Below are 22,255 nucleotides of genomic sequence, written 5' to 3' on the forward strand. Positions count from 1 at the left end.
GGCAAGGCAAGTTGGCGCTACGCGCCTGTGTGTTGGAACGTGCAAGGCCAGGATAGGGGATGACGAATGGACACGATGACGGCAAACTGCGTCGAGGTCCCTCAGACAGTCCGTGTCCGGCTGCTGCATGCTTATGTACAGCTCATCGCTGACGAGGTCGGTTGCGACCTTCTCCACGTCAAAGGCCCAGCAGTGGATCTCCGCCTGCAGCGGGCGGCGCGGCACAGCGTTGACGTGGACGTCCTCGTTCGCCCCCAGCACGTGCTTGCCTTTGTCGAGGCGCTCCGGGCGCGAGGTTGGCGCGAGATCACAGGTTTCGACGAAGGCTCCGCTTTCGGTCACGCGATGAACCTCCGCCACGAGCTCGGCCTTCTGGATGTACATCGCTGGTGGCCCGGGTTCGATGTCGAGCCCGCGACGGCCTTCGAAGCCATGTGGGGACAGCGCACAACCCGGACCCTCGCCGGGGTGGCCTGTGATGTGCCGTCGCTGAACGATCAGCGACTGGTGCTGCTTCTTCACTTCGCGCGTAGCGGCGGCCACCGGATCGAGGACCTCGAGGCTGCCTGGGGCGGGGCTGAGGAGGGGAGCCGCGCCGCAGTGGTACGGCGCGCCGACGAGATGGAGGCTCGGCTGGCGCTGGCTGCCGCCGTCGGTGGTCTCGAGGAATTCCGTGGGCTGCCTGCCTACGCGTTGTGGAAGTACTTCTCCAGCGGGCAAGGATCACGTCTGGACGAGTGGGGCGGGCGTTTCCGGGCGGCACGCGGGCCACTGGCGAAGGGGCGGGTCTTCCGTGCATTCTTCATGGTCAACAAGGGCCTCTTGAGCGACGAGCTGGGCCACCCTCCCACGCGCCGTGAATATGTGCACGCTTTCCGGCAGCGATTCGTCACGGCCCTCGGTGATGTGCTTCACCGGCTTGAAACGCGGCTGCGTACGAGGGCCGAGCGATGACTCGCCGTGAAGAAACCCAGGGCCGATGGGCCATCCCTGAGGACATCGCTGTGGAGACGGACCCCGATGATCGATCTGCGGTGTGGGTGCTCAGGGCGTCTCGAGGAGTCATCGTGCGGTTGCCGCAGGTAGGGTTGCTGGTCTGGCGGGCGTCCCCGCGGGTCTCCGACACGGAGGGGCTCGTGGCGCTCTTGGCTGCTGAGCACGGATGGCCGTCCGACGAGATCGCGCAGCCCGTGCAGAACTTCGTGATGTCCTTGGTCGATCACGGCCTGCTGGAGGAGAGGTCGGGCCATGAATCGAACTGAGGGGATGGCTCCCGAGTGGCAGCACCTGCTCGGCGCTGAGACCCGCCGAAGTGCGTCTGTGCCTGAATCCCGTAACGTCAAGGCCGCAACGGAAGGACCGCACGCCTCGACGCGCGTGGAAAAGGTCGGGCAGGCCGTCGCCGGCTTCTGGGGGCCGGTGGTTCTCCTGGACCTCGTCATGGGTTTCTCGCTGATGTTCGTCACCACCGCCCTGCCTGGGGGTCTTGTGGGCGGTCTTGCAACGGGTGTCGTGATGGTGGCCGTCAGTGCCTGCCGGCGAGCGAAGCTGACCGTACCGGGCGGTGGTCTCCTGGTCATCGCCTTCCTGGCACTCATGGCCTTCCTCGTCCTGGTTTCCGTCTTCCACGGCATGCCGTGGCAGCAGCGCCTCCTGAAGTTCTTCATTCTCTTCGCCGTGTGCGTTGTCATCGCAACCGGGCGGATCGACATTCGGTCGTTCATCATCGGAGCATGCATGAGCGCATGTGCCAACGTCCTTCTGTTCTATGCCGGGCTGACGGAGAATAATTACCCGCCATATCTGACCGGTTTCTATGGGGACAAGAACGTTGCAGGGATGTACTACGCGATATGGGGGATCCTCGGGCTTGCGGTTCTGTCCCCGCGTTGGCGCATACCGTGGTTCTTCCTCTCGACGTGGTTCGTCTTTCTCACCGGATCGCGAACCGCGCTCGGAGGTATCGTGCTGGCCGCCCTGTGGGTCCTGCTCCGCAACCGGATCGGTGTGGCCTATCGAATCGCCCTCGCGGCGATCGGGTATGCGGTTCTCGTCTTCTCGATCAACAACTATGCCTCCAGTTCCGCGTTCGGTGACCGAACAGGCACCGATTGGTACAGGGCGCAGATCGATCAGGCGATGGAAATCAAAGCATCCCTGACGCCGTGGACGGGCCTCGGTCTCAATCAGGGGTTCGTGGTGATCGGTGATCGACGGCAATGGTTCCATGATTCGTATCTGCAGGCTTTCGTCGAGGGCGGTCATGTTTTTCTCTGGTCAACCGTTCTGGCCTTCGTCCTCCTCGGCCTGGGATTGCTCGATCGACGACTGCATGTCTCATGGGAGATGCTCACAGCAGAGGCGACGGTCATCGTCGTGCTCGTCTGCGCGTGGAAACTGGGAGAGGTGTTCATGACGGTGGGTGCCTTCATCGTGCTCGGAATCTGCATCGCTTACCGTCTCGGCAAACCCGCCGCCGCGTCGAATCTTGCGTGGCGGGCCGCAGAGATCGCCCCGCCACGCGCATCCAACGCGGCGCCGCTGCATCGCGGCGCTCCAGTCGGCGCCTCGCGATCGGAGGTCCAGGCGTGAAGATGACACGAACATTGATCGAGAAGACCCCAGGTGTTCGCTATCGGCGGGCCCAACTCCTGATCCCTTTGTATCGACGGGCCTTCGCGCACTTCGGGTCGAGCAGCGTGCTGGTTTCGCCTCTCATGATCCAGGGGACCGACAGGATCAGCGTCGCGGATCGGGTCATCATTCGAGACGGCGCTTGGCTGGCGGCGGAAGGCCCCGCGGGGCACCTTGCCATCGGTGCGGACACCTACATCGGCCATCGCGTACACCTGCACTCGATCGACCCGGTGAGCATCGGTCGCGGTTGTGTCTTCGCGGACAACGTCATGGTGACGTCGACCGACCATGCCCGAGGAGGCTCACGGCATGAGGTCCGCGGCACCGGGCCCGTCCTCATCGAGGACGACGTCTTCATCGGCCAGAACGCCGTGGTGCTCGGAGGAGTAGCCATCGGCAGAGGGGCGACTGTTGCAGCCGGCGCCGTCGTCGTCAAGGATGTGGCGCCGGGCGCCGTCGTGGGCGGCGTTCCTGCGCGCGTGATGGGAGGTGAAGCGTGACGCGCTCGCGGTCACTGCTCATCATCTCTCCTTCATTCCACGGCTATTACGCAGCCATCGGGCGGGCGTTCGGTGAGTTGGGGTACGAGGTGCTCACCCATTGCTACGACGTCGCCGCGTCGCCCGCTGAGAAGCTCTGGAACAAGACCGCACACGAACTAGCCGGCAAACTTCGAGGTGACGGAGGGCATCTGTCCGGCGCCACGGTCTCGCGCCGCGCCATGGCCCGGGTTCGCGAAGTGTCTCCAGACTTCGTCCTCGTCATTCGCGGGGATGTTCTGACAGAAGAGTTCTGGGCCCTCGCCGCCGAGAACGACCGGCTCGTCGGAGTGTGGATGTATGACGAGATCCGCCGTACCAATTTTGACGCGGACCTCGTCGGGCGGTATGCCCAGTTGGCGACGTACAGCGCCCAGGACGCTGCAACGCTCCGGGCGGCTGGTCATCGTATCGCGCAGGTGCCTTTGGGTTTCGATGCATCGAGCGTCATCGACAACACAACTGCGGGCGCCGGGCTCGTGAGTTTCGTCGGTGCGCCCTTGCCCAAGAGAGAGCATGCGCTCGCGGCGCTTGTCTCTGCAGGTGTCCCCGTTCAGGCCTGGGGGCGGGGCTGGTCGGATCACGTGTTCGACCGCGCGCGCACGTGGCGTGTGCGCTCACTCGGCATCCCGGCCAGACGCGACGTGGCCGGCCCGTCCGCGCACGCCATCATGCGGAACGGCAGGGCCACCTTGAACATCCACGGGGATCAGGACGGCTTCACGATGAGAACGTTCGAGGCCGCCGGGGTGGGTGCGGTGCAGATCATTGATCGTGCCGACGTGGCGGATTTCTACGATCCAGGCGAAGAGATCCTCGTGTACGACGGCCACGAGGAGCTCGTGGACCTGTGCCGACACGCGGTGGCGCGTCCGCAGGACTTCATGATGCTGCGCGAGAGGGCACGTCGACGTACTCTCGCCCAACACACCTTCACGCACCGCGCGGACGCTCTATTGGAGGCGTGGTCGTGAGTGACAGGGGCCGAGCGGTCGTCCTCGCCCCGATGCTTGCCGCGCGCGGCGGCGCCGAGCGCGTAGCGCTCGTCGCAGCTGAAACGCTCAAGGCAGCCGGTTACGACACGGTGATCGTGGCTCCCGGCCAGGTTGATGACCTCGGGGCTTACGCCGATTACTTCGGGATCGACCTCGACGGCGTTGCGTACGAGGAACTTCCCAGCGTCGGGAGGATGGGACGCTTCGAGGCGCTGCGAACGGTGATCGAAGAGTTAGTCTGGGCCCGCATCGTGCGCTCGATGCAGCCGGACGTCTTTCTCACGTGCATGTACGGCGCGACTCTGCCGGGACTCGCCGAGCGCAGTCTGTATTACATCCACTTCCCGCACCAGTTGACGACGCCCGGACTCACGGGTCTTCGTGCACGTTACGTCTCCTGGACGCAGTACGCGCGCCGCCTGCAGAATCGGGGGAGCGACTTTCGAGCCACCTACACGTCATTCCTTGCCAACTCACGGTTCACCGCCTCTCACGCGCGACAGCGTTGGGGTGTCGACCCCTACGTCCTCTACCCGCCCTGTTGCGGCGTCGGGGCAGGACGGGTTTGGCGGCAGCCTTCGATCCTCGCAGTCGGAAGATTTCAGGACCGGCAGCCGGGTCACCCGTACAAGAACCAGGAAGCCCTCATCGTGGCCTTCCGCGCAATGGCGGACCTGCACGCAGAAGGCTGGCAATTGCATCTGGCTGGGAGTGTTGGTTCAGAGGCAGAGCTGGCCAGGCTGCGTGAGATGTCCGTTGGCCTGCCCGTCGCGTTTCATCCCAATGCCTCTCTTGAAGAACTGCACACGCTTTATCGCGAGTCGTCGGTGTACTGGCACGCACAGGGTTTCGGAGAGTCACACCTCATGGCACCGCAGTCACAGGAGCACTTCGGCATCACGACCGTGGAAGCCATGTCCGCGGGAGCTATCGCCATGGTGTATGACACCGCGGGCCCGGCAGAAGTCGTCGCAGACGCGCCAGGAACGGTGCGATGGACGAGCTTGGAGGAGTTGCGGCTGGCTACACGCAATATTGCCCGCGCCGATCCGACAGACTTGGCCAGCTTGCGTCGAGCCGCGCAGCGGCGAGCAGCAGAATTCTCCGAGGCCGCGTTCGCGACACGCCTCCTGACCCTCGTCGAAACCGGGAGTCCTCGTTCATGACTACTTCTGTTGAACCGGAGACCTCCTGGGTGCGCGAGTTGCGCTACCTAGTCTCCAGCTTTCCACGCGGCACCCGCGCACAGCTCGGCTTGTACGCTGCACTGCAGTTCGTGGTCTCATTGCTCGATCTCGCCGGCTTGGCAGTCGTCCTGCCCGTCATGCAGGTGCTTTCCGGGGCGAGCCTCGAGGCCGGTTACCTCGGGGTCATCCATCGCCTTGCGGGCACGCCTGAGCGTGGCCCTTTCGCCGTGATGCTTTGCGTCGCCATGGTGCTGGCTTTCTTGACAAAGAGCATCTTTGCCCTCGCGGTCGCGCGCTGGTCCTTCGACTTCGTGGCCCGTCTCCAAGTCCTGACAGCGACCAGGCTGCTGCACAGCTACTTGAGCGACAGCTATCTCGTGCAACGACGACGGGATGTCGGCGCGGTCGTCCGTACGGTGGGTGCCGCGGTGCAGGCCGCCCACGCCAACGTTCTGGGAGGCGTGCTCGGGGTGTTCGGGCAGCTCCTGTCAATCAGTCTCATTGCCGGTTTCCTCTTCGCCGTGGCCCCTGGCGCGACCCTGGGCGTCATCGTGTACTCCCTCGTGGCGGTCGCGCTGGTCCAGCGATTCTTGGCGCCGAGGAATCGAAGGGCGGGTATCGCTGCGCAAGAGGCCGCGGGGCAGATGAGCCATGCGTTGCTCGAAGCGATCTATGGGGCCCGCGAAGTGCGAATGCACAAGGCTGAGCAGCACTTTCTCGTGACGTACAGTGATGCGGCCACACGTAATGCCGCCGCGTCTCGGGACGCCAACTTCTATGCCCAGGCTCCCAAGTATGTCCTCGAATTCGTCACGATTCTCGGGATCGCGGTTCTGCTGTGTTCGAGCGCGCTGAGCGGCGGGGCGGACAACACAATGCCCACCATCACCCTCTTCGTCGCGGCCGCCGTGAAGTTGCTGCCGTCGTTGACAGCGCTCACCGCCACGCTGGGAAACATCCGATTCGGCATCGAGGGCCTCCATGTCACGACGAAAGCTTTGCGGGGACTGAGCGAAGCCCCCCGCAAGGGGGCCGCCCGAGCTGGACGAGCCCAGAAGGACCCGCACCTGGGCCACGCGGCGACTGCGATGGGATCCGGCGACCTCGTCGTCGACGACGTGCGGTTCCGTTACCCGGATGGGGTCGACGACGTGTTGCAGGGCGTGTCATTCGTGGTTCCCGAGGGATCGTCACTTGCTGTTTGCGGCTTGTCCGGCTCCGGCAAGACAACCCTCATCGACATTGTCCTCGGGCTAATCCAACCTACCTATGGCCAGGTGTCGTTCGATGGGCTCGACATCGTCGCCGATCATGCACAATGGCTTGACAAGGTCGCTTACGTTCCGCAGGACGTCTACCTGCTGGCCGCGACGTTGTGGGAGAACGTGGCGTTCGGAGCCGACGAAGAGTCTGCCGACCGTAGGGCTGTTGAAGCGGCCCTTCGCCTGGCACAACTCGGTGAGCTTGTTGATTCCCTGCCGGGGGGTATCGACGCGATCGTCGGCTTTCAAGGAACCCAATTGTCGGGTGGGCAGAAGCAACGCGTCGGTATCGCGCGGGCACTGTATCGTCGCCCGCAGGTCCTCGTTCTCGACGAGGCCACGTCAGCTCTGGACAACGAGACAGAGGACAAGATCAGCGCAGTCATTCGTGGCCTACACGGAAGCATCACGGTGATTCTCGTGGCCCACCGGCTTTCGACCGTCAAGCATGCCGATTGTGTGATCTACCTGGAGGATGGCCGCGTAGTCGGGTCCGGCACCTTTGCGAAACTACAAACCCAGAGCCCCGCGTTCGCACGCTTGGTGCGTCTCGGTCGACTCGAGGAGGGATGAAGCGAATGGCTGACAACCTCGGAGTCACGGTCGTCGTCGTGTGCTATAATCACGAGCGGTTCGTAGAAGAATTGCTCGATTCGATCCTCGTCCAGACGCGTGCGCCGGAGCGCGTGCTCATCATCGACGATGCATCCGGCGACAGTTCTGTGGCGCGGATTGTATCCTGGCTCTCCCGCCATCCAGAGGCCGGATATGAGCTTGTCGTGCACCCTCAGAACATCGGGTTGTGCCGTGGTCTGAATGAAGCGCTGGAGACGATCACCACACCGTTCTACACGTACGTCTCGGCAGATGATCGGATGATTCCTGAACGGTTGGAGTCGCTCATAGATCGCTGGGTGGGGGATGGGCACCGTGCCGTTGCTGTCTATTCGAACGCCCGGCGGATCGACGAGGAAGGCCAGGTGCTGCAGCCGGACTACCGCACGCTGCACGAGTGGCCCTCAGGCCCAGGGGCACTCGAAGGCAACATCCACACGCGTCTGCTGCATCAGTGCTGGTTACCCGCAGCCTCGGTCCTGGTAGCGACCGAGGCCGTTCGGGCCGTAGGGGGATACGACGAGCGATGGTTCTTCGAGGACTATGACCTGTGGCTACGTCTTGCGGCTCATGGGCGCATCATCTGTGTCGATGAACCGCTCGTGGATTTCCGTGAGGTATCGACGTCGCTCGGGACCACTCGTTTCCGAGACGATGACGCGGGGTTTCTCGCCGCTCGCGTCGGGATACTGCTCAAACAGGTGGGGGTCTCGGATGAGGGGGATGCCTATATTCGGACCGCCATGCCGCCCCTGGCCATCCGGCTGTGGCGAACAGGGGAATACCGTGACCTGGTTGTCGAGGCGCTGCGCGCTGCCACGCAAGAGCGTCCTGCGCTTGGCCTAGGCGTTCGTCTCGCTCTCGCCCGCGTAGGAGTAACGCGTGAGCCAGGGGCAGTTCGCGCCTTGGCCTGTTTGGTCCGTGAGACCCGAGACAGGTGCCGGCGACTCGTCCAGACCCCGCTCTCTGCCGTGATCTCACGAGGTCATGCACCCGCTATGCAGCGCCGTGTCGCGGCCGCTCACGGCGTGCGACGGGTGGCTGTGCTGGCGATCGGAGATCCTCGTGACCCAGGATTGTGGTCGGGCACGCCCAGCAACCTCGTGCAGGGGCTTGAAGAGGCCGGCGTCGATGTGATCACCGTGGACTGCTCCCCGGTCGGCTGGCGCTTCGTCAGACGGGCGGTACAGCTGGCCTGGGGGGTTCCTGGACTCGCGAAGCGGGGGAGGCGAACAGCCATGCGGCGTGCCCTGGCCGGATCCACGCAGTCGATGACGCATCTGCGGCTCGTCAGCTGGACGGCGGCGCGGCGTCTACGGACCGTAGGCCCAGTCGACGGCGTCCTGCAGATGGGCACCGGTTACAGCGTCCGACACCCCCGCACGGCCTCCTACGAAGACATGACCATTCCACAGGCGCTCCAGTGGCCGTCCCGTTTCTGGGGGACCGTTCCCCAGCGCACGACAGTCGCGCGCAGCCGTCATCAGGTTGAATCGTACGCGGCGAATCATGCCGCACTGTTCTCGACGGGGTGGGCGGCCGATTCTGCAGTGAACGACTGTCATTGCCCTTCCGAGAAGGCTCGCGCGGTGGGTATCAGCGCCAATTTCGAGGTCGAGCCGTCGCACCACAAACAATGGTCTCCCCCGAGATTCCTCTTTCCGGCCAGGGAGTGGATCGGAAAGGGAGGTCCTCAGGTGGCGAAGGCTTTCTCGGACGTCCGTCGAGAGTTTCCCGAGGCAGAGTTGCACCTGGTAGGTCAGCATCCGCAGGTCGAGTTTCCGGGGGTGATCTGCCACGGCTGGAAGGACCTTCGGGATCCAGGCGACCGCGCCGACATGGAGGACTTGTGGCGCCGCGCCACCTGTTGTATCGCACTGGCTGACTGTGAACCAGCAGGCATCATCTTCGTCGAAGCCATGCAGGCAGGGGTTCCCAGCATCGGCCCTGCCGTGGGAGGGCCCGGATGGCTTCTGGGAGACACGGGCATCACGGTTGACCGTGACGACCATGCGGCGCTGGTGGCCGCGATGAAGACAGCAGCAGACCCCGAATCGGCTCGTGAGCGGAGTGGTGCGGCCAGGCATAGGGCGAGTGAATTCACACGCGCGGCTGTTGCTCGTCGGATCATGGCAGCGATCGATGAATGACCTCCCGGGGTGGGAAATTTGCTTGTCGACGACGCTGTGAGGCTGACGCCCATCAAGGACCGGAAACTGTGACACCGCCCCGCTCAGGCTTCGCGGCGGGGCGAGGGAACACCGGGGGACGCGCACGGGTGCGTTGATTCGGGACGGGCCTGCGCCGTGGAGGACTCTTCAGAGGGGGCTGGTGGGTCCATGGGAAATAGGGTGTCGAATAGTGCGAGCCAGCGTGCTGCGATGGTCGACGCATCGTACGACCGGGAGCGAGTCAGCGCGCGGTCAGCCCGGCGAGCCCGTTCTTCATCGTTGGTCATGGCGGCTCTGAGCGCCTCGACGTAGGCAGTTTCGTCGCTGGCAGGGACGAGGTACCCAGCCCCGTCCTCCAGCTGCGACCGCACACCCTCAGAGCAATCGAACGCGATCGAAGGGATCCCTGAGCACGCCGCCTCCAAGATCGTCATGCCGAAGCCTTCGAGGCTTGACGTCAGGAGATTCAACGACGCGTCTGACAGCGCGGTGGCTGAATCGTCGACGACACCGGCCAACTCGATCCGCGTATGCATGCCAGAGTGCTCGATCTCGTCGGCAACCTGGGGGCGCTCGACCCCGTCGCCGTAGATGGCCAACGACCACCCATCCGCCTCGGGCACGGTGATCGCCGCGGCGAAGAGACGCACCATGAGAGGGGTCTGCTTTTCGTGCGACAAGCGTGCCAATGCCACCGCTCTCTTCGTCGATTGCGTGGAGAGAGTGCGGCCCTCTGGTGCCGGGTTGGGGATTGCGACGCACGGCACGTCGAGCAGCGAGCCGAAGGAGGCTGCGTCCTCATCGGAGAGCGCGACGAAGGCATCACAGTCAGCGAAGTGTTTCGGAAGAGCCTCCCGGAGCCATGGCTCGTCGTCGAGACTTGCGAACGACGAATGGTGCTGCCCGACGAACAGTGGGCCGGTCGGGGATCGCTCAAAACCGGACTCGTCGACCATCATCTTGCCGAGGACGTGGGTGTAGATGACGACGCTGTTGGCGGGCAACGTGGCCATGGTGCGTCGCAGAGCAGAGAGTCGGCGCCACCGGTCCCATCGCTTGAACAGGGCAAGAGGGGCAGCGCGCAAGGGGCCGTATGAGATGGAGACGGGGTATCGATGCAAGTCCTCACGCTCCAGAACGGTGACGACGTCGTCTGCACCCGTCGGCGATGCGCCCTCCTGGTTCTTGGAACCCGGGTAGATCGATACGACGTCGACCGTGATCCCGCGCTGTCGGAATGCAGTCATGAGGTTCTCCACGACAGTGGCTCCGCCACTGGTGTCGGGAAACCGCGGGACGACGAAACGGATGTGTGAGACCGATTCAGACATGGTGGCTTGTCTCTTCCCCGGAGACGAACCCGGCCCGGGCCGCACTCTCGACGATGAGCGCGATCGCCTTGCGAGCGGCCGGTCGCGGCAGCAGGGGGAGCATTCGATCGATGGTCGAGGCCAGATGTTCGGTGCGGTCGTACGTGAGCATGCGTCCTAGGCCCGACACGGCCGTGTTCCACACGGTCGCGGGGGACGAGTGGGGCGAGGATGAGGAGCCTCGACCGTGGATGTGTTCGAATCGTCGGCGGCCCTGCCCCGACCGAAAAGCTCGGCGCGCCCGTGCCGTCGTCGTCACGGCAGCCATGTGGTGTCGCACTTCCGCTCCGGGTACGAGGAGCAGCGGTATCCCGTGGCGGCGGAGGCGATATCCGAGGTCGAGGTCCTCCCAGCCGTACCCCACATAGCGTGGATCGAATCCGCCCACTTCTTCGAAGATCTCCCGCCGGACGGATGTATTTCCTCCCCAGAGCCGCCAACGATCCTCTGGTGCGGTCCCGTATGCATCCTGTCGGCCCCGCTCGTCAGCGACAGTACCGTAGGCGCGCATGTAGGCATTGTTCGGTGCGATGTTCAGTGGTAAGCCGATCACCCCGCACACACCCCGCCGATGAGGTTCGACATGAGCCGCGATATGGGTTGGGGAGGGTTCGAAATCATCATCCGCCCGGATCAGGACGTCGCCGTCAGCGGCGGCAAAACCCGCGTTCAGTGCTGCTACACGGCCCCTGTTCTCTGGAAAGACGAGGACCTGCACCGGGAGATGCGAGTAGCGCTCGACCACCGATGCTGAGCCGTCGATGTCACCATCGAGCACGATGACGGCCTCCCACGACTCGTAAGTCTGTCGGCTCAGTGCATCGAGGAGCCGAGGTAGGCGCTCTGCTCCTCCGCGGGACGGAACGATGACAGATGCTTTCATGATTTGCCGTCGCCTTTCCTGAGGATGTCAATCAGCAATTGGTGCAGACGCTCCCGGCCCCCTTCCGGTGAATACTTCACGTGCCACCTCTGTTGAGCGCGGTCCACGACGTCCTCAGTGGGTTCACTCAGAGCGTCTTCGATGACGGCGGCGAGAGAGCCGGCATCGTCGCGTGCTGCGACAAACGGATAGCCCGGTCCCGCAACCTCCGGCAGCGCCCCGGCATCGCTCACGACGAACGGGCAGCGCGCGGCCATGGCTTCGGCCACGACAAGTCCGAAGGGCTCGTCCCACACCGAGGGGAAGACGGCCAGATCAACAGACTCGAAGAACTCGGCGCGCTCCATCCACCCCTTTCGGACCGCAGTCGCGCCCAGCGCAGCGATAGCCGCGTCAACGCGCGTGGCGTCGGCCTCGCTCACGAACCGTGATTCGCCGGCGAGCAGGAGCGTCGGGTTGCGATGACCCTCGCGAAGCGTCGCGACTGCCCTGCAAAGGATCGGTACGCCTTTGTCGCTCGAGAGGCGCCCGAGGTATCCAATGACCGGGGACTTCAGATCTCGGCGGACCGAACTGTCCCTGGTGCTGGGCGGCTCATCCACCCAGTTCTCCAACACCCGGGTGCGGGGAATTCTGCGGCCCATGAACTCGGAGGGGACCAGGGTCACCATGGAGCCGACTCGTGCGATCGTCATCAGGACACGTTGGACTCCGTGGGGCTCCTGGTGAAGATGAACGATGCGGCGTCTGTGACCGGCCGTGGCCACGGCGGGCCGCAGCCCGTTGCACCACAGGATGCCCGTGCGCTCACGGGCATCCCACCGTCGGAGACCGCGCATGTACCCGGCTGTCGAGTCCCCGGGGAGGGCGACGGTGCTGAACCCCAGAGCAGCGGCTTCACGGGCGACCTCACAAGGCTGCTCCGGCGCGATGATTGTGACCTCATGACCCAGGCTCCGGGCCGCCTGCGCGATCGCCAAGAGCATGACCTCCCCGCCGCCGACCGCACCTTGGTTGGCGCAGAGATTCAGATGGAGCACGGTTCCTCCGGCGGCCGATACCAGGGAGCGCGCACGGCGATCTGCCCGGCCAGATTGCCGGTGATCCAGCCTGTTCGGCCTGCGAGGGCAAAACGCTCTTCCGCGCTGAGCCCAGGCGCCTTGGCCCAGGCCAGCGGCAGCTTCGCCGTCTCCGTGACCGCCCACCGGAACGACATGCCGCGCACCGGGCGGCCCAGCAGCTGACTGCGGCGCCACAGACCCAGTTGGGCGCGGCTGTAGCGATACCCCTGCGTCATCGCGTCATAGGTGCCGGCGCGAAGTCGGTAGTGAACCGTGGCGTCGGGGTCCACGACGATCGTGCGGCCCGATTCCAACAACCGCCAGGAGAAGTCGACGTCTTCGCTGCCGCCCAGCATGGCTTCGTTCATGCCGCCGAGCTCGAGGTAGGTGCTCCGGCGGATCCCGATGTTGGAGCCGAAGACGAACACCTCGTAGCCCAGATAGGAGAACGGGCCCTGCTCGTACGGATGCGGCACCTGGTCGAGCCCATCAGCGACCGCCTTGGCACGGCACACGAACTCCGAATTGATGACGTCGAGACGCATCATGCCGGTGGCGAGGACGTCGGTCTGAGACACCACCCGATGCAGCGTCGCCACCCACCGCTCGCCCACGACGTCGTCCGCATCGGACATCGCGATGACGTCACCGCGCGCGGCCTTCACCCCCACGTTGCGAGCGTGGCACTGGCCCTGAACGTCATTGGCCGACACCACGCGGATGTCGAGCGCGCCGCGGTAGCGTTCCACGATCCGCGCCAGCTTCGCAGAGCCTTCGTTGTCGGCGACGACGACCTCGAAGGGCGGCGCGTCCACCTGCGCGACGAGGGCGTCGAGCTGCTCGCCGAGCGTGGCGTGATTCTTGTAGTACGCGGTGACGACGCTCACCGCCGGCTTGGCAGCGCGCACCGGCGTGGCCAGCTCACGGCCGAGATCAGCGGGGGCGAGTCCTAGTTCTGCATACACGTCGAGGACGGCGTCGACCATCTCGCTCACGGTCGGGATGTCATCGGGTAGGTGCGGGCGCTTCGACACGTCGAGACCCTGCTCGATCACAGCATCCGCCATGGCCGACTCGTCGCTCAAGGGTGCGAGGCATCGAGGTGGCAGGATCTCTGGGTTGCCCCCGATGTCGCTGGCCACCACACCGAGACCGGAGTTCACCGCGTCAAGCAGGGTGTACGAGAGATTGTCGGCCCTCGACGGCTGGACGAGAACGTCGTGCGACGCGAGCGCTTCGCGAGCATCGACGAACCCAGCGAAATTGGCGGCGTCGTCGACTCCGAGCTCACGCGCCACGGCACGTAGCCGATCGGCCTCAGAGCCCGTGCCCGCGATCGTCAGCGTGGCCCCTGGCTGCTGGGCGCGCACCTGACGGAAGATGCGCAGCGTTGCATCGATGTTCTTCTCAGCATCGAGTCGGGCCAGGGAGAGCAACCGCAACCCGGGGGAGCGAGGAGGCGCCGTCGTCCGATCCACACCGTTCTTGATGACGGTGATCGGCGCGCCCGGACGCCAGTACCTCTCCATGTCGCGCTTCGTGGACTCACTGACGGCGATGAGCCGCGCGACGCGACGCGTCCGGGCGTGGTGCGCGGACTGCCGCGACCACGCCTTCGCCTTGCTCGAGTGGAAGACTCTCGGGTCCTCGGGGATGTGATGTTCGGTGGAGACGAGGGTGACAGGAAGACCGACAGCCGCCATCGTGGCGAGGAAGTCCGCTTTCGCGAGGTGCGAGTGCACGATGTGCGGGTCCAACCGCTTGATGATTCCGCGCAGATCCGCCACAGCCCTGTGGACGGGTTGGTCGACATCGAGGGTGTGAACGGGGATGTCGAGGCCACGGAGCTCATCCAGCAGGGGGCCTTCGGGTGCCGCGACGACGAGTCGCCATCCGGGCAGACCGTGGCGCGCGACATCCAGGATGTGTCGCGCCACGCCTGCAAGATTGGAGACGGGGGAGACCCACAGGGCGACGGGGGCAGGGGTGTTCACAGCCAGGCCTCCAACCGATCCAGGGCGGTCCAGAAGCCCTCGCCATTGTTGACGTGGCCCTGCCAGATCTCCGGGATGAACGGGACGCCGGGGGCGAGACGGTCCAACTGCGCTGCCGTGGCGGGCCAGTCGATCTCGCCGTCGCCGATCTGCGGGCCCTCGCCGTCGACACCCTCGGCGTCGACGACGTGCAGGTGATCGCTGAGCGGCGCGAGCTTCTCGACGTACTCGCTGAACGGCTTCTTCGTGAAGTTCGCCGCGAGCTTCGAGTGCGACAGGTCGAACGTCAGGCGGCGGCCGAACTGCTCGCAGAACCACACCGTGTCGTCGACGTCCATGAACAGGTTGTGGTGCTGCTGGCCGCCCATGAGCCACGGGTACGGCGGCAGGGTCTGCGCGGTCAGGCGCACGTCGGTGTCGTCGACGCGTTCGAGAGCCTTTGCGATGCGCTCGTACTTGACGGTGCGCTGTGCGGGCGTGTCGAAGGCGTCCATCGTGAAGCCGCCCATCGTGCAGATGACGATCGGGGGTTCGCCGTTGCCGTCGAACCAGCGACCGAGATCGCGCGTGATCTCGACGACCTTCTGCACCTCGTGGATCGAACGCTCCCACGTCGCCTCGTCGTCGCTCGCGAGGTTGATGATGAAGTCGCCTGCATACAGGTCGGGGCAGTGGACGGTGTGGAACATGCCGTCGAACTTCGCGTTGCCGAACGCGTCCGCGATCTGCTCGGGGCTCATCTCCACGTCCTTGTAGGACAGGTGGAACTCGAGGAAATCGGGGTTCGTCAGCGTCTCGCCGACGCCGAGCAGCTTGCGCGCGTCGTGGTAGCGCACCGGCAGCCCCCAGGGACGCTCGAACTCGTACGCGCGCCCGTGCGCGACGGCGTCCGTCAGGTCGGTGGCGTAGAAGAAATCGCCCGACTCGATGGTGCGACGCATCGTGCGCCCGACGAGCGCCCCGAGCCGGTTCGGCTGCAGCCCCCGGCCCGGCGACTTGACCGCCACGTCCGCGCGCGTCAGCTTCTCGCCGACCGCGATGTCACGCGTCGCGACGAGCGATTTCGCGAGGTTGGCGCGGTTCATCAACTCGCCGGTGGAAACGGCGCGCGACTCGCCGTTGCCGAGCGCCGACTCGACCTCGCGGATCTTCGTCACCATCTCCGCGAACTCCTCGGGCAGCAACGACACCTGATGGTCGTTGCCCTCGAGCGTCTTGTCGATGGTGAAGTGCTTCTCGACGACGTGCGCGCCGCGCGCCACCGCGGCGATCGGCACGTGATAGCCACGCTCGTGGCCCGAGTAGCCGACCGGGCACTCGCCGAGCTCGGCGAGTCGATCCATGTACTTGAGGTTGATGTCCTTGAACGGCGCCGGGTACGTCGACTGCACCTGCAGCAGGACGAACTCACCGCCCGCCTGACGCATGACGTCGACGCTCGCGACGATCTCGTCCTCCGTCGACATGCCCGTCGAGACGAGCATCGGCAGGTGCTCGGCCGCGCAGGCGCGCAGGAGGTCGTGGTTCGTCATGTCGGCGCTCGCGATCTTGAGCGCGGGCACCCCGTAGTCGGCGAGGACCCTGAGCGACGCTTCGTCCCACGGCGTGCAGAACGCGTCGATGTCGACGCTCTTGCAGTAGTCGAGGATCTCGATCATCTGCTCGTTCGTGAAGGAGTACTTGGCGAGCAGGTTCATCGTGTACTGCGCGCCGAGATCCTCGCCGGCGCTGGAGGCGAAGTCGCCCTGACGGTACAGGCCCGTCAGATCGCGCAGCTGGAACTTGACGGCGTCCGCACCGGACTTCTTGGCGAGGTCGACGAGCTGCTTCGCGAGCTCCATGTCCCCCTGGTGGTTGTTGCCGATCTCGGCGATGACGAGGCAGCGGTTGCCCTCACCGATCGCGTGGCGCCCAATGCGGATCTCGCTGCCGAGCGCGTTGCGCGCAACCGCACGCACGTGGCCGTGCTCGTCGACGAGTGGGATGACGCGCACGCCGTCGCGGAACGCCTGCGAGATCGTCTGCGTCTCGGTGCCGTGCGCGAGTTTCACCGGCGACGTGTGAGCCGCAGCCATGACGGTGGCGTTCAGGTCGGCGCTCGGGTGCGCCGTCACCCACCGGCGGAAATCGCCGTCGGACAGTGCGCCCTGCAGGATGCCGTGTGCGTCGACGCAGAAGACGATGCCGGTCTTGTTGTCACTGATCTTGTTGAGCGCTGCGAGGATCGTGTCGTCGCTGAACACCACGTAGGGAGCGATCTCCCGGGCGATGGTGGTCATGAATCTCCTGAACTCGTTCGGCGCATGCGCCGCGGTGTCGCGGCCGTCGTGCTGCGGTCTGCACACCCCCGTGCGGACCGGGACAGGCCATGGCAACCAACCCGATGCGCCTAATCATAACCGTCTCGACGCCGCCTCGCCGGGGTCCGGACCGCCGATCATTACCGCGCGGTATCGCTCACGCGTCGCGTTCGCTCATCCGGCGCCACAGGCTCTCGGCGAGGGTGAAGTCGTGCTCGGCGTCGATGTCGATGCCCTCGAGCGGATCCATGACGAACAACTCGATCGAGCCGCCGAGACGATTGTGGTGGCGCTCGTAGATCTCGGTGCGGGTGAGGTACAGCGACCCCGTCTCGCGATAGCGCAGCTGCTCGGGAAGCAGATCCTGACGGCGGGGGCGCGCCTCGTACGGGTAGAGGGCCTCGACGTGCGGCACGCGTCGCCACATGAAGATCTCGGCCGGCACGACGCCCACCATCGAGTCGGCGCCCGTGACGGCGAACTCGTCGAGGCAGCGCGCGAGGGTGCCGGGCAGCCGCAGGGGAGAGGTGGCCTGCAGGAACATCACCTGATCCGGCCGGCCGACCTCGGCGGTGATGACCTCGATGGCGTGCTCGATGACGGGCTCCGACGCCGTCGTGTCACCCGCCAACTCGTCGGGACGCTCGATGACCTGCGCGCCGGCGCCACGGGCGACGTCGGCGATCTCGGCGTCCTCGGTCGAGACGTAGGGGGTCAGCCCGCGCGTCGCGAGGACCTGCTCGATCGTCCAGACGATGAGGGGCTTGCCCTCGAGCAGCTTGAGGTTTTTGCGGGGGATGCCCTTCGACCCGCCGCGTGCGGGGATGATGGCGGGCGTCGCGTTCGACATGACGTCCAGCCTAGGTGAGTCGATATGATCGCCCAAAGGGGTGCCGCGGCCGCAGGTCGACGGGGGAGGACGGGGGAGTTCCATGATCGACATCAGTGTGATCATTCCGTGCTACGACGCTAACGCCACGCTCGGGCTGCAGCTCGAGGCGCTGTCGCGTCAGCTCGATCCGCCGATCTTCGAGGTACTCGTCGTCGACAACCGTTCGTCGACGCCACCGGACGAGGTCGTCGAGCAGTTCACCGACCGCATCGCGAATCTGCGCGTCGTGCGGGCGACGGAGGCCCAGGGCATCTCGGTGGCCAGGAACGTCGGGGTGCGCGAGGCCGCCGCCGAACTGGCCGTCCTGTGCGACGCCGACGACGCCGCCGGTCCGACGTTCGTGCGCGCGGCGTACGAGGGGCTGACGCAGGCCGACTTCGTCACGGGCGCCGTGACGATGATCGACGCGGCCGAGTTCACCGAGGGCCTCGATCATGTCTGGGAGGTGCTCGGACCGGGCGCCGATCCATACGGGGCACTCGACTTCTCCGCGGTGGACCTCAACCCCGGCTACCCGATCATGATGGGCGGGGCCTGCGCCTTCAGCAAGGACGCCGTGCGGGCCCTCGACGGCTGGGATCAAGCCTTTTTCCCGGGTGTGGAGGACAACGACTTCGCGCTACGTCTCGTCGCGGCCGGCTACACCCTCGGCAAGAGCTGGGGGATGACCCTGGCCGAGCGGCGACGTGCCACGACCAGCGCCGCGTTCCGGCGGGCCTACGACGCCGGTCTCATGCACATGAAACTCTGCTCCGCGCACGACCTGTGGGCGACCTCGCCGCATCTGCATGCGCCGCGCTGGTACGTGGACATGGCGAAGCTCCCCGGCGCGGCCGCCCGCATGGCGCTGCGTCCCGCCGAGCAACGCGACCTGATCGGACTCGCGGCACGCGCCGGACTCCGAGCCGGCCAGGCGCGGGGATTCGTGCGCTACAAGGTGCGCCGCGAACCCATCGAGCGCCGCACGGGCATCGGGCTGACCTGACCGCCTGCCTTCATCAGTTCGCGTCCGGGAGGGTCGACACCAGCCAGAACACCTCGTGATCCGGCAGGTTCGCCGCCTCGAGCAGACGCCCGCGCTGATCGAGAACCGGCAGCTGCGAGGCGTAGTGACGCAGGTGGGCGTGCTTGCGCTCGACGTCGACGGGCACGGTGACGCGGGTCGCGCCCACGCCACTCGAACGCTCGAGCCGCGCCACCTCGTCGTCGCCGCGCGCGTGCCACAGGTAGGGCAGATCCTCGAACAGCACGAGCTGCACACCCGGGTGGCGGGCCGCGACACGCAACGTCAGATCGCGCAGCGCCAGGTGATCAGGGTTCGCTGCGAGACCGTCCTCACCCATCGTGCGGCGCCGCCGACGCAGATGCTCCTCGTGCAGGAGCCGCTGCGCCGCAGACCGCACACCGCCCTTGACGCTCGCCAGGAGGCCGGCAGAGCCGGGTACGGCAGAGGGGGCTTCAGCCGGCTCGCCCGCGGGCGCCTCGCGCTCGCGGAGCGGTTCGTCGTTCGACGGCGTCGCCGACAAGGCCGCGCCGCGCCGCGCCGCGACGGCGTTCTTGACGCGCTTCGCCGCGTCGAGGGCGGGCTGCCACACGGGCGGCGGCATGTGCAGCCCCGCACAGGCGGGGGTGATGACGACGCCGTCGGGATGCGCCGTCATCCACGCGTCGATCTCGGCCTCGATGCCGGGCAGTGCGGCGCGGTGCTGCTCACGCGTCGCATAGGCGCCTTCGAGAGCGTCGAGGTGACGGGTCCGGGCCGGCGTCCCGGCGAAGGCGCGTGCGTCCTCGTCCTTGCGAGCGGCGATCGTCGCGTCCGAATCCGCGAACCCGCAGCCGAGGTCCCAGGACGTCGTCTGTGGCGGGCGCGGCGCACCCGTGAAGACCGTCCACACCTCGCACGGGTGATCGAGCACCACCGACGAGGCGCTGAGCATGGCATCGTCCATGTGCGGCGACAGGACCAGCACGTCGCGTTCCGCGATCAGGGCGGCCAGGGAGTCAGGTGCGGACGAATCGTTCACGTGGCCATCCTCTCGCATCGCCCACGCACGCCATGGGGGTGAGGTACGCCAGAATGGCCCTGATCCGTTCGGACGACGAGGGGGAGCAGGATGACGAAGACCGTGCCGGGTCTGATGCCCGACCTGGCCGCATGGCAGCAGTGGGCTGATCGCCGGCGGCGGGGTGTCGAGGCGGTCCGTCGCGCCAAGGGCCGGTTCCGGCCGGTGGCGGAGCCTCGTGCCTGGCTGTGGCTGCCGCGCAACGCCGCCACCACCCTCGTCGTCATCGACAAGGGGACGCCGAGCTGCCGGGTGGCGATCGTCGAGCCGCTGCGCCACCTGGATCTCGCTCGAACGGCGGTGCTCGCCCCACGCGACCTCGACATCGATCCGCTCGAGGGTCTCGGCGGCGCGTGGGAAGCGCGGCCCTATGACGGACCGGCCGACCTGCCGGCCACGATCGGCTCCGTGCTCACACTTGGGGCCTACCTCCACTGGAGCGAGGGTGCCGTGCGCTGGGCGCAAGCACGCGACGTCACCGTGCATCTCGTCCAGCACGGTCTGCTCACCCCTTGGTCGCCGCCCGCCCCGGCCGGAGCGCATGTGCTCGCCTGGTGCGACAGTGACGCCGAATACTGGACGCGCGGACGACCCGACGTCACGGCCCAGGTCGTCGGATCTCAGATGTTGTGGGCAGCATCCCACGAAGGCCGGCCACGGATCACGACAGATCGACCCGTCATGCTCGGGCAGCTGCACGGAACGGAGCTGACGCGGCGTGAGACGCTGACGACCTATCTCCATGCGTGCGCCCAGGGCGAGATGCTCTATCGACCGCACCCGAACGAGAAGGACGCCGTCTCGCGAACCCTTCACGCAGTCATGCGGCGGCGAGGCGTCGAGTTCGCGTCGACCAGCACCGCCTTGACCGAGCTCACGCAGCCCGTCGTCTCCATCTTCTCGACAGGCACACTCGAAGCCGCGATGCGGGGCTTGCCCGCCTGGGTCACGGCCACCGATCCACCCCCATGGGTGCGCGACTTCTGGCGCCGCTACGGCCTCGCCGAGTGGGGCGGCGAACCGACCCCGCCTTGGCGCACGCCCGACGAAGAACCCGCCGCCACGCTTGCGCGCGCGATCCGAGGAGCCTGACGATGACCGACGCGCCACCGAACGATGTCGTGCCGCAGGAGTCCGCGGCAGGCCCGGGTCCCGCCCAGCTGTATCAGTTGGCGACCGAGGCGAGCCGCCCCCGCGTCGCCATCGCACATGACTACCTCACGCAACGCGGAGGGGCCGAACGCGTGGTCCTGGCCATTAGCCGCGCGTTCCCCGACGCGCCGATCCACACGACGCTCTACAACCCGTCGACCACGTTCCCGGAGTTCGCCGACAAGAACATCGTCGTCTCCCCCCTCAACCGAATCGGGGTGCTGCGCCGATACCACCGGCTCGCCCTGCCCCTGCTCCCATGGGCCTCGAACCGCATGACGATCGACGCCGACGTGGTCCTGGCATCGTCGAGCGGGTGGGCTCACGGATTTCCCACGACGGGCCACAAGATCGTCTACTGTCACTCGCCCGCCCGATGGCTCTACGCCGCAGACGAGTATCTCGGCGCGGGCGGCCGCCGCAGCGTCAAGGGCGCGGCTCTCGAGGTGCTCAAGCGACCGTTGCTAGCGTGGGACGTGAAGGCTGCCGCCACGGCGGACGCCTACGTCGCCAACGCCAACGTCATCGCCACACGGATCAAGCGAGCGTACGGCTACGACGTCGCCGTCCTCCCGCCGCCGTTCGGCGTGGACGAGACAGGTCGTCGAGCCCCCATCGCCGCCGTTGCGCACTGGGGTCAGACACCGTACTTCCTCGTGGTGTCACGCCTCATGCCGTACAAGAACGTCGACGCCGTCATCGAAGCGATGCGTGGGCGCTCCGAGCGCTTGCTCGTGGTAGGCGCAGGGCCGATGGCTGAGCCTCTGCGGGCGAGCCGCCCCGACAACGTCGAGATCGTCTCCGACATCAGCGACGACGAGCTGCGCTGGGCCTACGCCCATGCTGCAGCCCTCGTCGCGGCGTCCTACGAGGACTTCGGCCTCACACCTCTCGAGGGCAATGCCTTCGGCAAACCCGTCGTCGCGTTGCGCGCCGGGGGGTACCTCGACACCGTCGTAGAGGGAGTCAACGGCGTGTTCATCGAACGGCCCGCTCCCGCCGACATCAACCGAGGAATGGACGCCGTGCGCTCCCAGCCGTGGGACCCGGACGCCATTCGTGCCCATGCCGAAGCGTTCGGCGAGCACAACTTCATCCGGAGGTTGACGGAGCTGGTCGAAGAGCGCTGAGCCG

18 protein-coding genes are annotated in these 22,255 nt (G+C 66.2%); 11 read left to right on the forward strand and 7 right to left on the reverse strand.

Translation table 11 applies throughout. The features are described 5' to 3' along the window. Positions 1-66: 66 nt before the first annotated feature. From J4Z35_RS06855 to J4Z35_RS06890, 8 genes are read left to right on the forward strand one after another with little or no spacing between them, the layout of a single operon-like run. The gene (locus J4Z35_RS06855) at positions 67-954 is read left to right on the forward strand and encodes a nucleotidyltransferase family protein (RefSeq protein ID WP_051806060.1); all 888 of its coding nucleotides are present in this window, start codon (positions 67-69) and stop codon (positions 952-954) included. Then, positions 951-1,262: a PqqD family protein gene (locus J4Z35_RS14820; RefSeq protein ID WP_038569058.1), complete on the forward strand. Its 312-nt coding sequence runs from the start codon at positions 951-953 to the stop codon at positions 1,260-1,262. Before J4Z35_RS06855 ends, J4Z35_RS14820 begins: the two co-directional genes overlap by 4 nt. After that, entirely contained in the window at positions 1,249-2,592 is a 1,344-nt protein-coding gene (locus J4Z35_RS06865) for an O-antigen ligase family protein (protein ID WP_131941406.1), read from the forward strand. The genes J4Z35_RS14820 and J4Z35_RS06865 overlap by 14 nt, the downstream gene beginning before the upstream one ends. Next, on the forward strand, positions 2,589-3,137 hold the full coding sequence (locus J4Z35_RS14825) for a DapH/DapD/GlmU-related protein (protein ID WP_160126229.1): 549 nt from the start codon (positions 2,589-2,591) through the stop codon (positions 3,135-3,137). Before J4Z35_RS06865 ends, J4Z35_RS14825 begins: the two co-directional genes overlap by 4 nt. Next, the gene (locus tag J4Z35_RS14830; protein ID WP_006944450.1) at positions 3,134-4,150 is read left to right on the forward strand and encodes a glycosyltransferase; all 1,017 of its coding nucleotides are present in this window, start codon (positions 3,134-3,136) and stop codon (positions 4,148-4,150) included. Before J4Z35_RS14825 ends, J4Z35_RS14830 begins: the two co-directional genes overlap by 4 nt. Continuing rightward, positions 4,147-5,337 (forward strand): glycosyltransferase, encoded by a 1,191-nt coding sequence (locus tag J4Z35_RS06880; RefSeq protein ID WP_131941403.1) that lies wholly within the window; start codon positions 4,147-4,149, stop codon positions 5,335-5,337. Before J4Z35_RS14830 ends, J4Z35_RS06880 begins: the two co-directional genes overlap by 4 nt. After that, entirely contained in the window at positions 5,334-7,193 is a 1,860-nt protein-coding gene (locus J4Z35_RS06885) for an ABC transporter ATP-binding protein (protein ID WP_160126228.1), read from the forward strand. The genes J4Z35_RS06880 and J4Z35_RS06885 overlap by 4 nt, the downstream gene beginning before the upstream one ends. A gap of 5 nt (positions 7,194-7,198) precedes the next feature. Continuing rightward, positions 7,199-9,385 carry a glycosyltransferase gene (locus J4Z35_RS06890; RefSeq protein WP_160126227.1) on the forward strand — a complete coding sequence of 729 codons (2,187 nt, stop codon included), beginning with the start codon at positions 7,199-7,201 and terminating at the stop codon, positions 9,383-9,385. Positions 9,386-9,468: 83 nt separating this feature from the next. Here the strand turns inward: J4Z35_RS06890 and J4Z35_RS06895 are convergent, their stop codons facing one another. The 6 genes from J4Z35_RS06895 to J4Z35_RS06920 form a co-directional block, all read right to left on the reverse strand. Continuing rightward, entirely contained in the window at positions 9,469-10,737 is a 1,269-nt protein-coding gene (locus J4Z35_RS06895; RefSeq protein WP_131941395.1) for a glycosyltransferase, read from the reverse strand. Continuing rightward, positions 10,730-11,659 (reverse strand): glycosyltransferase, encoded by a 930-nt coding sequence (locus J4Z35_RS06900; protein ID WP_040014460.1) that lies wholly within the window; start codon positions 11,657-11,659, stop codon positions 10,730-10,732. The genes J4Z35_RS06895 and J4Z35_RS06900 overlap by 8 nt, the downstream gene beginning before the upstream one ends. After that, a complete protein-coding gene (locus tag J4Z35_RS06905; RefSeq protein ID WP_338137510.1) occupies positions 11,656-12,699 on the reverse strand; it encodes a glycosyltransferase family 4 protein in 1,044 nt (347 codons plus the stop codon). The genes J4Z35_RS06900 and J4Z35_RS06905 overlap by 4 nt, the downstream gene beginning before the upstream one ends. Then, the gene (locus tag J4Z35_RS06910) at positions 12,687-14,423 is read right to left on the reverse strand and encodes a glycosyltransferase (RefSeq protein WP_347813538.1); all 1,737 of its coding nucleotides are present in this window, start codon (positions 14,421-14,423) and stop codon (positions 12,687-12,689) included. The genes J4Z35_RS06905 and J4Z35_RS06910 overlap by 13 nt, the downstream gene beginning before the upstream one ends. A gap of 287 nt (positions 14,424-14,710) precedes the next feature. Continuing rightward, entirely contained in the window at positions 14,711-16,993 is a 2,283-nt protein-coding gene (locus tag J4Z35_RS06915; protein WP_131941387.1) for an N-acetylneuraminate synthase family protein, read from the reverse strand. 178 nt (positions 16,994-17,171) lie between these two features. Beyond that, positions 17,172-17,864, reverse strand: a complete 693-nt coding sequence (locus J4Z35_RS06920; RefSeq protein WP_040014461.1) for an acylneuraminate cytidylyltransferase family protein — start codon at positions 17,862-17,864, stop codon at positions 17,172-17,174. 82 nt (positions 17,865-17,946) lie between these two features. On the opposite strand from J4Z35_RS06920, the gene J4Z35_RS06925 reads away from it, so the two are divergent. Next, positions 17,947-18,891, forward strand: coding sequence for a glycosyltransferase family 2 protein (locus J4Z35_RS06925; RefSeq protein ID WP_074046107.1), 945 nt, complete (start codon positions 17,947-17,949; stop codon positions 18,889-18,891). Between the two features lie 13 nt (positions 18,892-18,904). Here the strand turns inward: J4Z35_RS06925 and J4Z35_RS06930 are convergent, their stop codons facing one another. Beyond that, positions 18,905-19,930 (reverse strand): hypothetical protein, encoded by a 1,026-nt coding sequence (locus J4Z35_RS06930; RefSeq protein ID WP_131941385.1) that lies wholly within the window; start codon positions 19,928-19,930, stop codon positions 18,905-18,907. A gap of 90 nt (positions 19,931-20,020) precedes the next feature. Between J4Z35_RS06930 and J4Z35_RS06935 the strand changes: the two genes are divergently transcribed. Both J4Z35_RS06935 and J4Z35_RS06940 read left to right on the forward strand, forming a co-directional pair. After that, a complete protein-coding gene (locus J4Z35_RS06935; RefSeq protein WP_038569042.1) occupies positions 20,021-21,061 on the forward strand; it encodes a hypothetical protein in 1,041 nt (346 codons plus the stop codon). Between the two features lie 2 nt (positions 21,062-21,063). Continuing rightward, a complete protein-coding gene (locus tag J4Z35_RS06940) occupies positions 21,064-22,251 on the forward strand; it encodes a glycosyltransferase (RefSeq protein WP_081873709.1) in 1,188 nt (395 codons plus the stop codon). The last annotated feature ends 4 nt before the right edge of the window (positions 22,252-22,255 follow it).

This window comes from Dermacoccus sp. NHGro5, assembly GCF_017565385.1.
GTDB lineage: Bacteria > Actinomycetota > Actinomycetes > Actinomycetales > Dermatophilaceae > Dermacoccus > Dermacoccus nishinomiyaensis.

Excerpts from the sequence above, each read along its gene's own strand:
- J4Z35_RS06855 (WP_051806060.1), top strand. The coding sequence starts at position 67 with ATGGACACGATGACGGCAAACTGCGTCGAGGTCCCTCAGACAGTCCGT.
- J4Z35_RS14820 (WP_038569058.1), top strand. The coding sequence starts at position 951 with ATGACTCGCCGTGAAGAAACCCAGGGCCGATGGGCCATCCCTGAGGAC.
- J4Z35_RS06865 (WP_131941406.1), top strand. The coding sequence starts at position 1,249 with ATGAATCGAACTGAGGGGATGGCTCCCGAGTGGCAGCACCTGCTCGGC.
- J4Z35_RS06885 (WP_160126228.1), top strand. The coding sequence starts at position 5,334 with ATGACTACTTCTGTTGAACCGGAGACCTCCTGGGTGCGCGAGTTGCGC.
- J4Z35_RS06890 (WP_160126227.1), top strand. The coding sequence starts at position 7,199 with ATGGCTGACAACCTCGGAGTCACGGTCGTCGTCGTGTGCTATAATCAC.
- J4Z35_RS06895 (WP_131941395.1), bottom strand. The coding sequence starts at position 10,737 with ATGTCTGAATCGGTCTCACACATCCGTTTCGTCGTCCCGCGGTTTCCC.
- J4Z35_RS06900 (WP_040014460.1), bottom strand. The coding sequence starts at position 11,659 with ATGAAAGCATCTGTCATCGTTCCGTCCCGCGGAGGAGCAGAGCGCCTA.
- J4Z35_RS06910 (WP_347813538.1), bottom strand. The coding sequence starts at position 14,423 with ATGGCGGCTGTCGGTCTTCCTGTCACCCTCGTCTCCACCGAACATCAC.
- J4Z35_RS06915 (WP_131941387.1), bottom strand. The coding sequence starts at position 16,993 with ATGACCACCATCGCCCGGGAGATCGCTCCCTACGTGGTGTTCAGCGAC.
- J4Z35_RS06920 (WP_040014461.1), bottom strand. The coding sequence starts at position 17,864 with ATGTCGAACGCGACGCCCGCCATCATCCCCGCACGCGGCGGGTCGAAG.
- J4Z35_RS06925 (WP_074046107.1), top strand. The coding sequence starts at position 17,947 with ATGATCGACATCAGTGTGATCATTCCGTGCTACGACGCTAACGCCACG.
- J4Z35_RS06935 (WP_038569042.1), top strand. The coding sequence starts at position 20,021 with ATGACGAAGACCGTGCCGGGTCTGATGCCCGACCTGGCCGCATGGCAG.
- J4Z35_RS06940 (WP_081873709.1), top strand. The coding sequence starts at position 21,064 with ATGACCGACGCGCCACCGAACGATGTCGTGCCGCAGGAGTCCGCGGCA.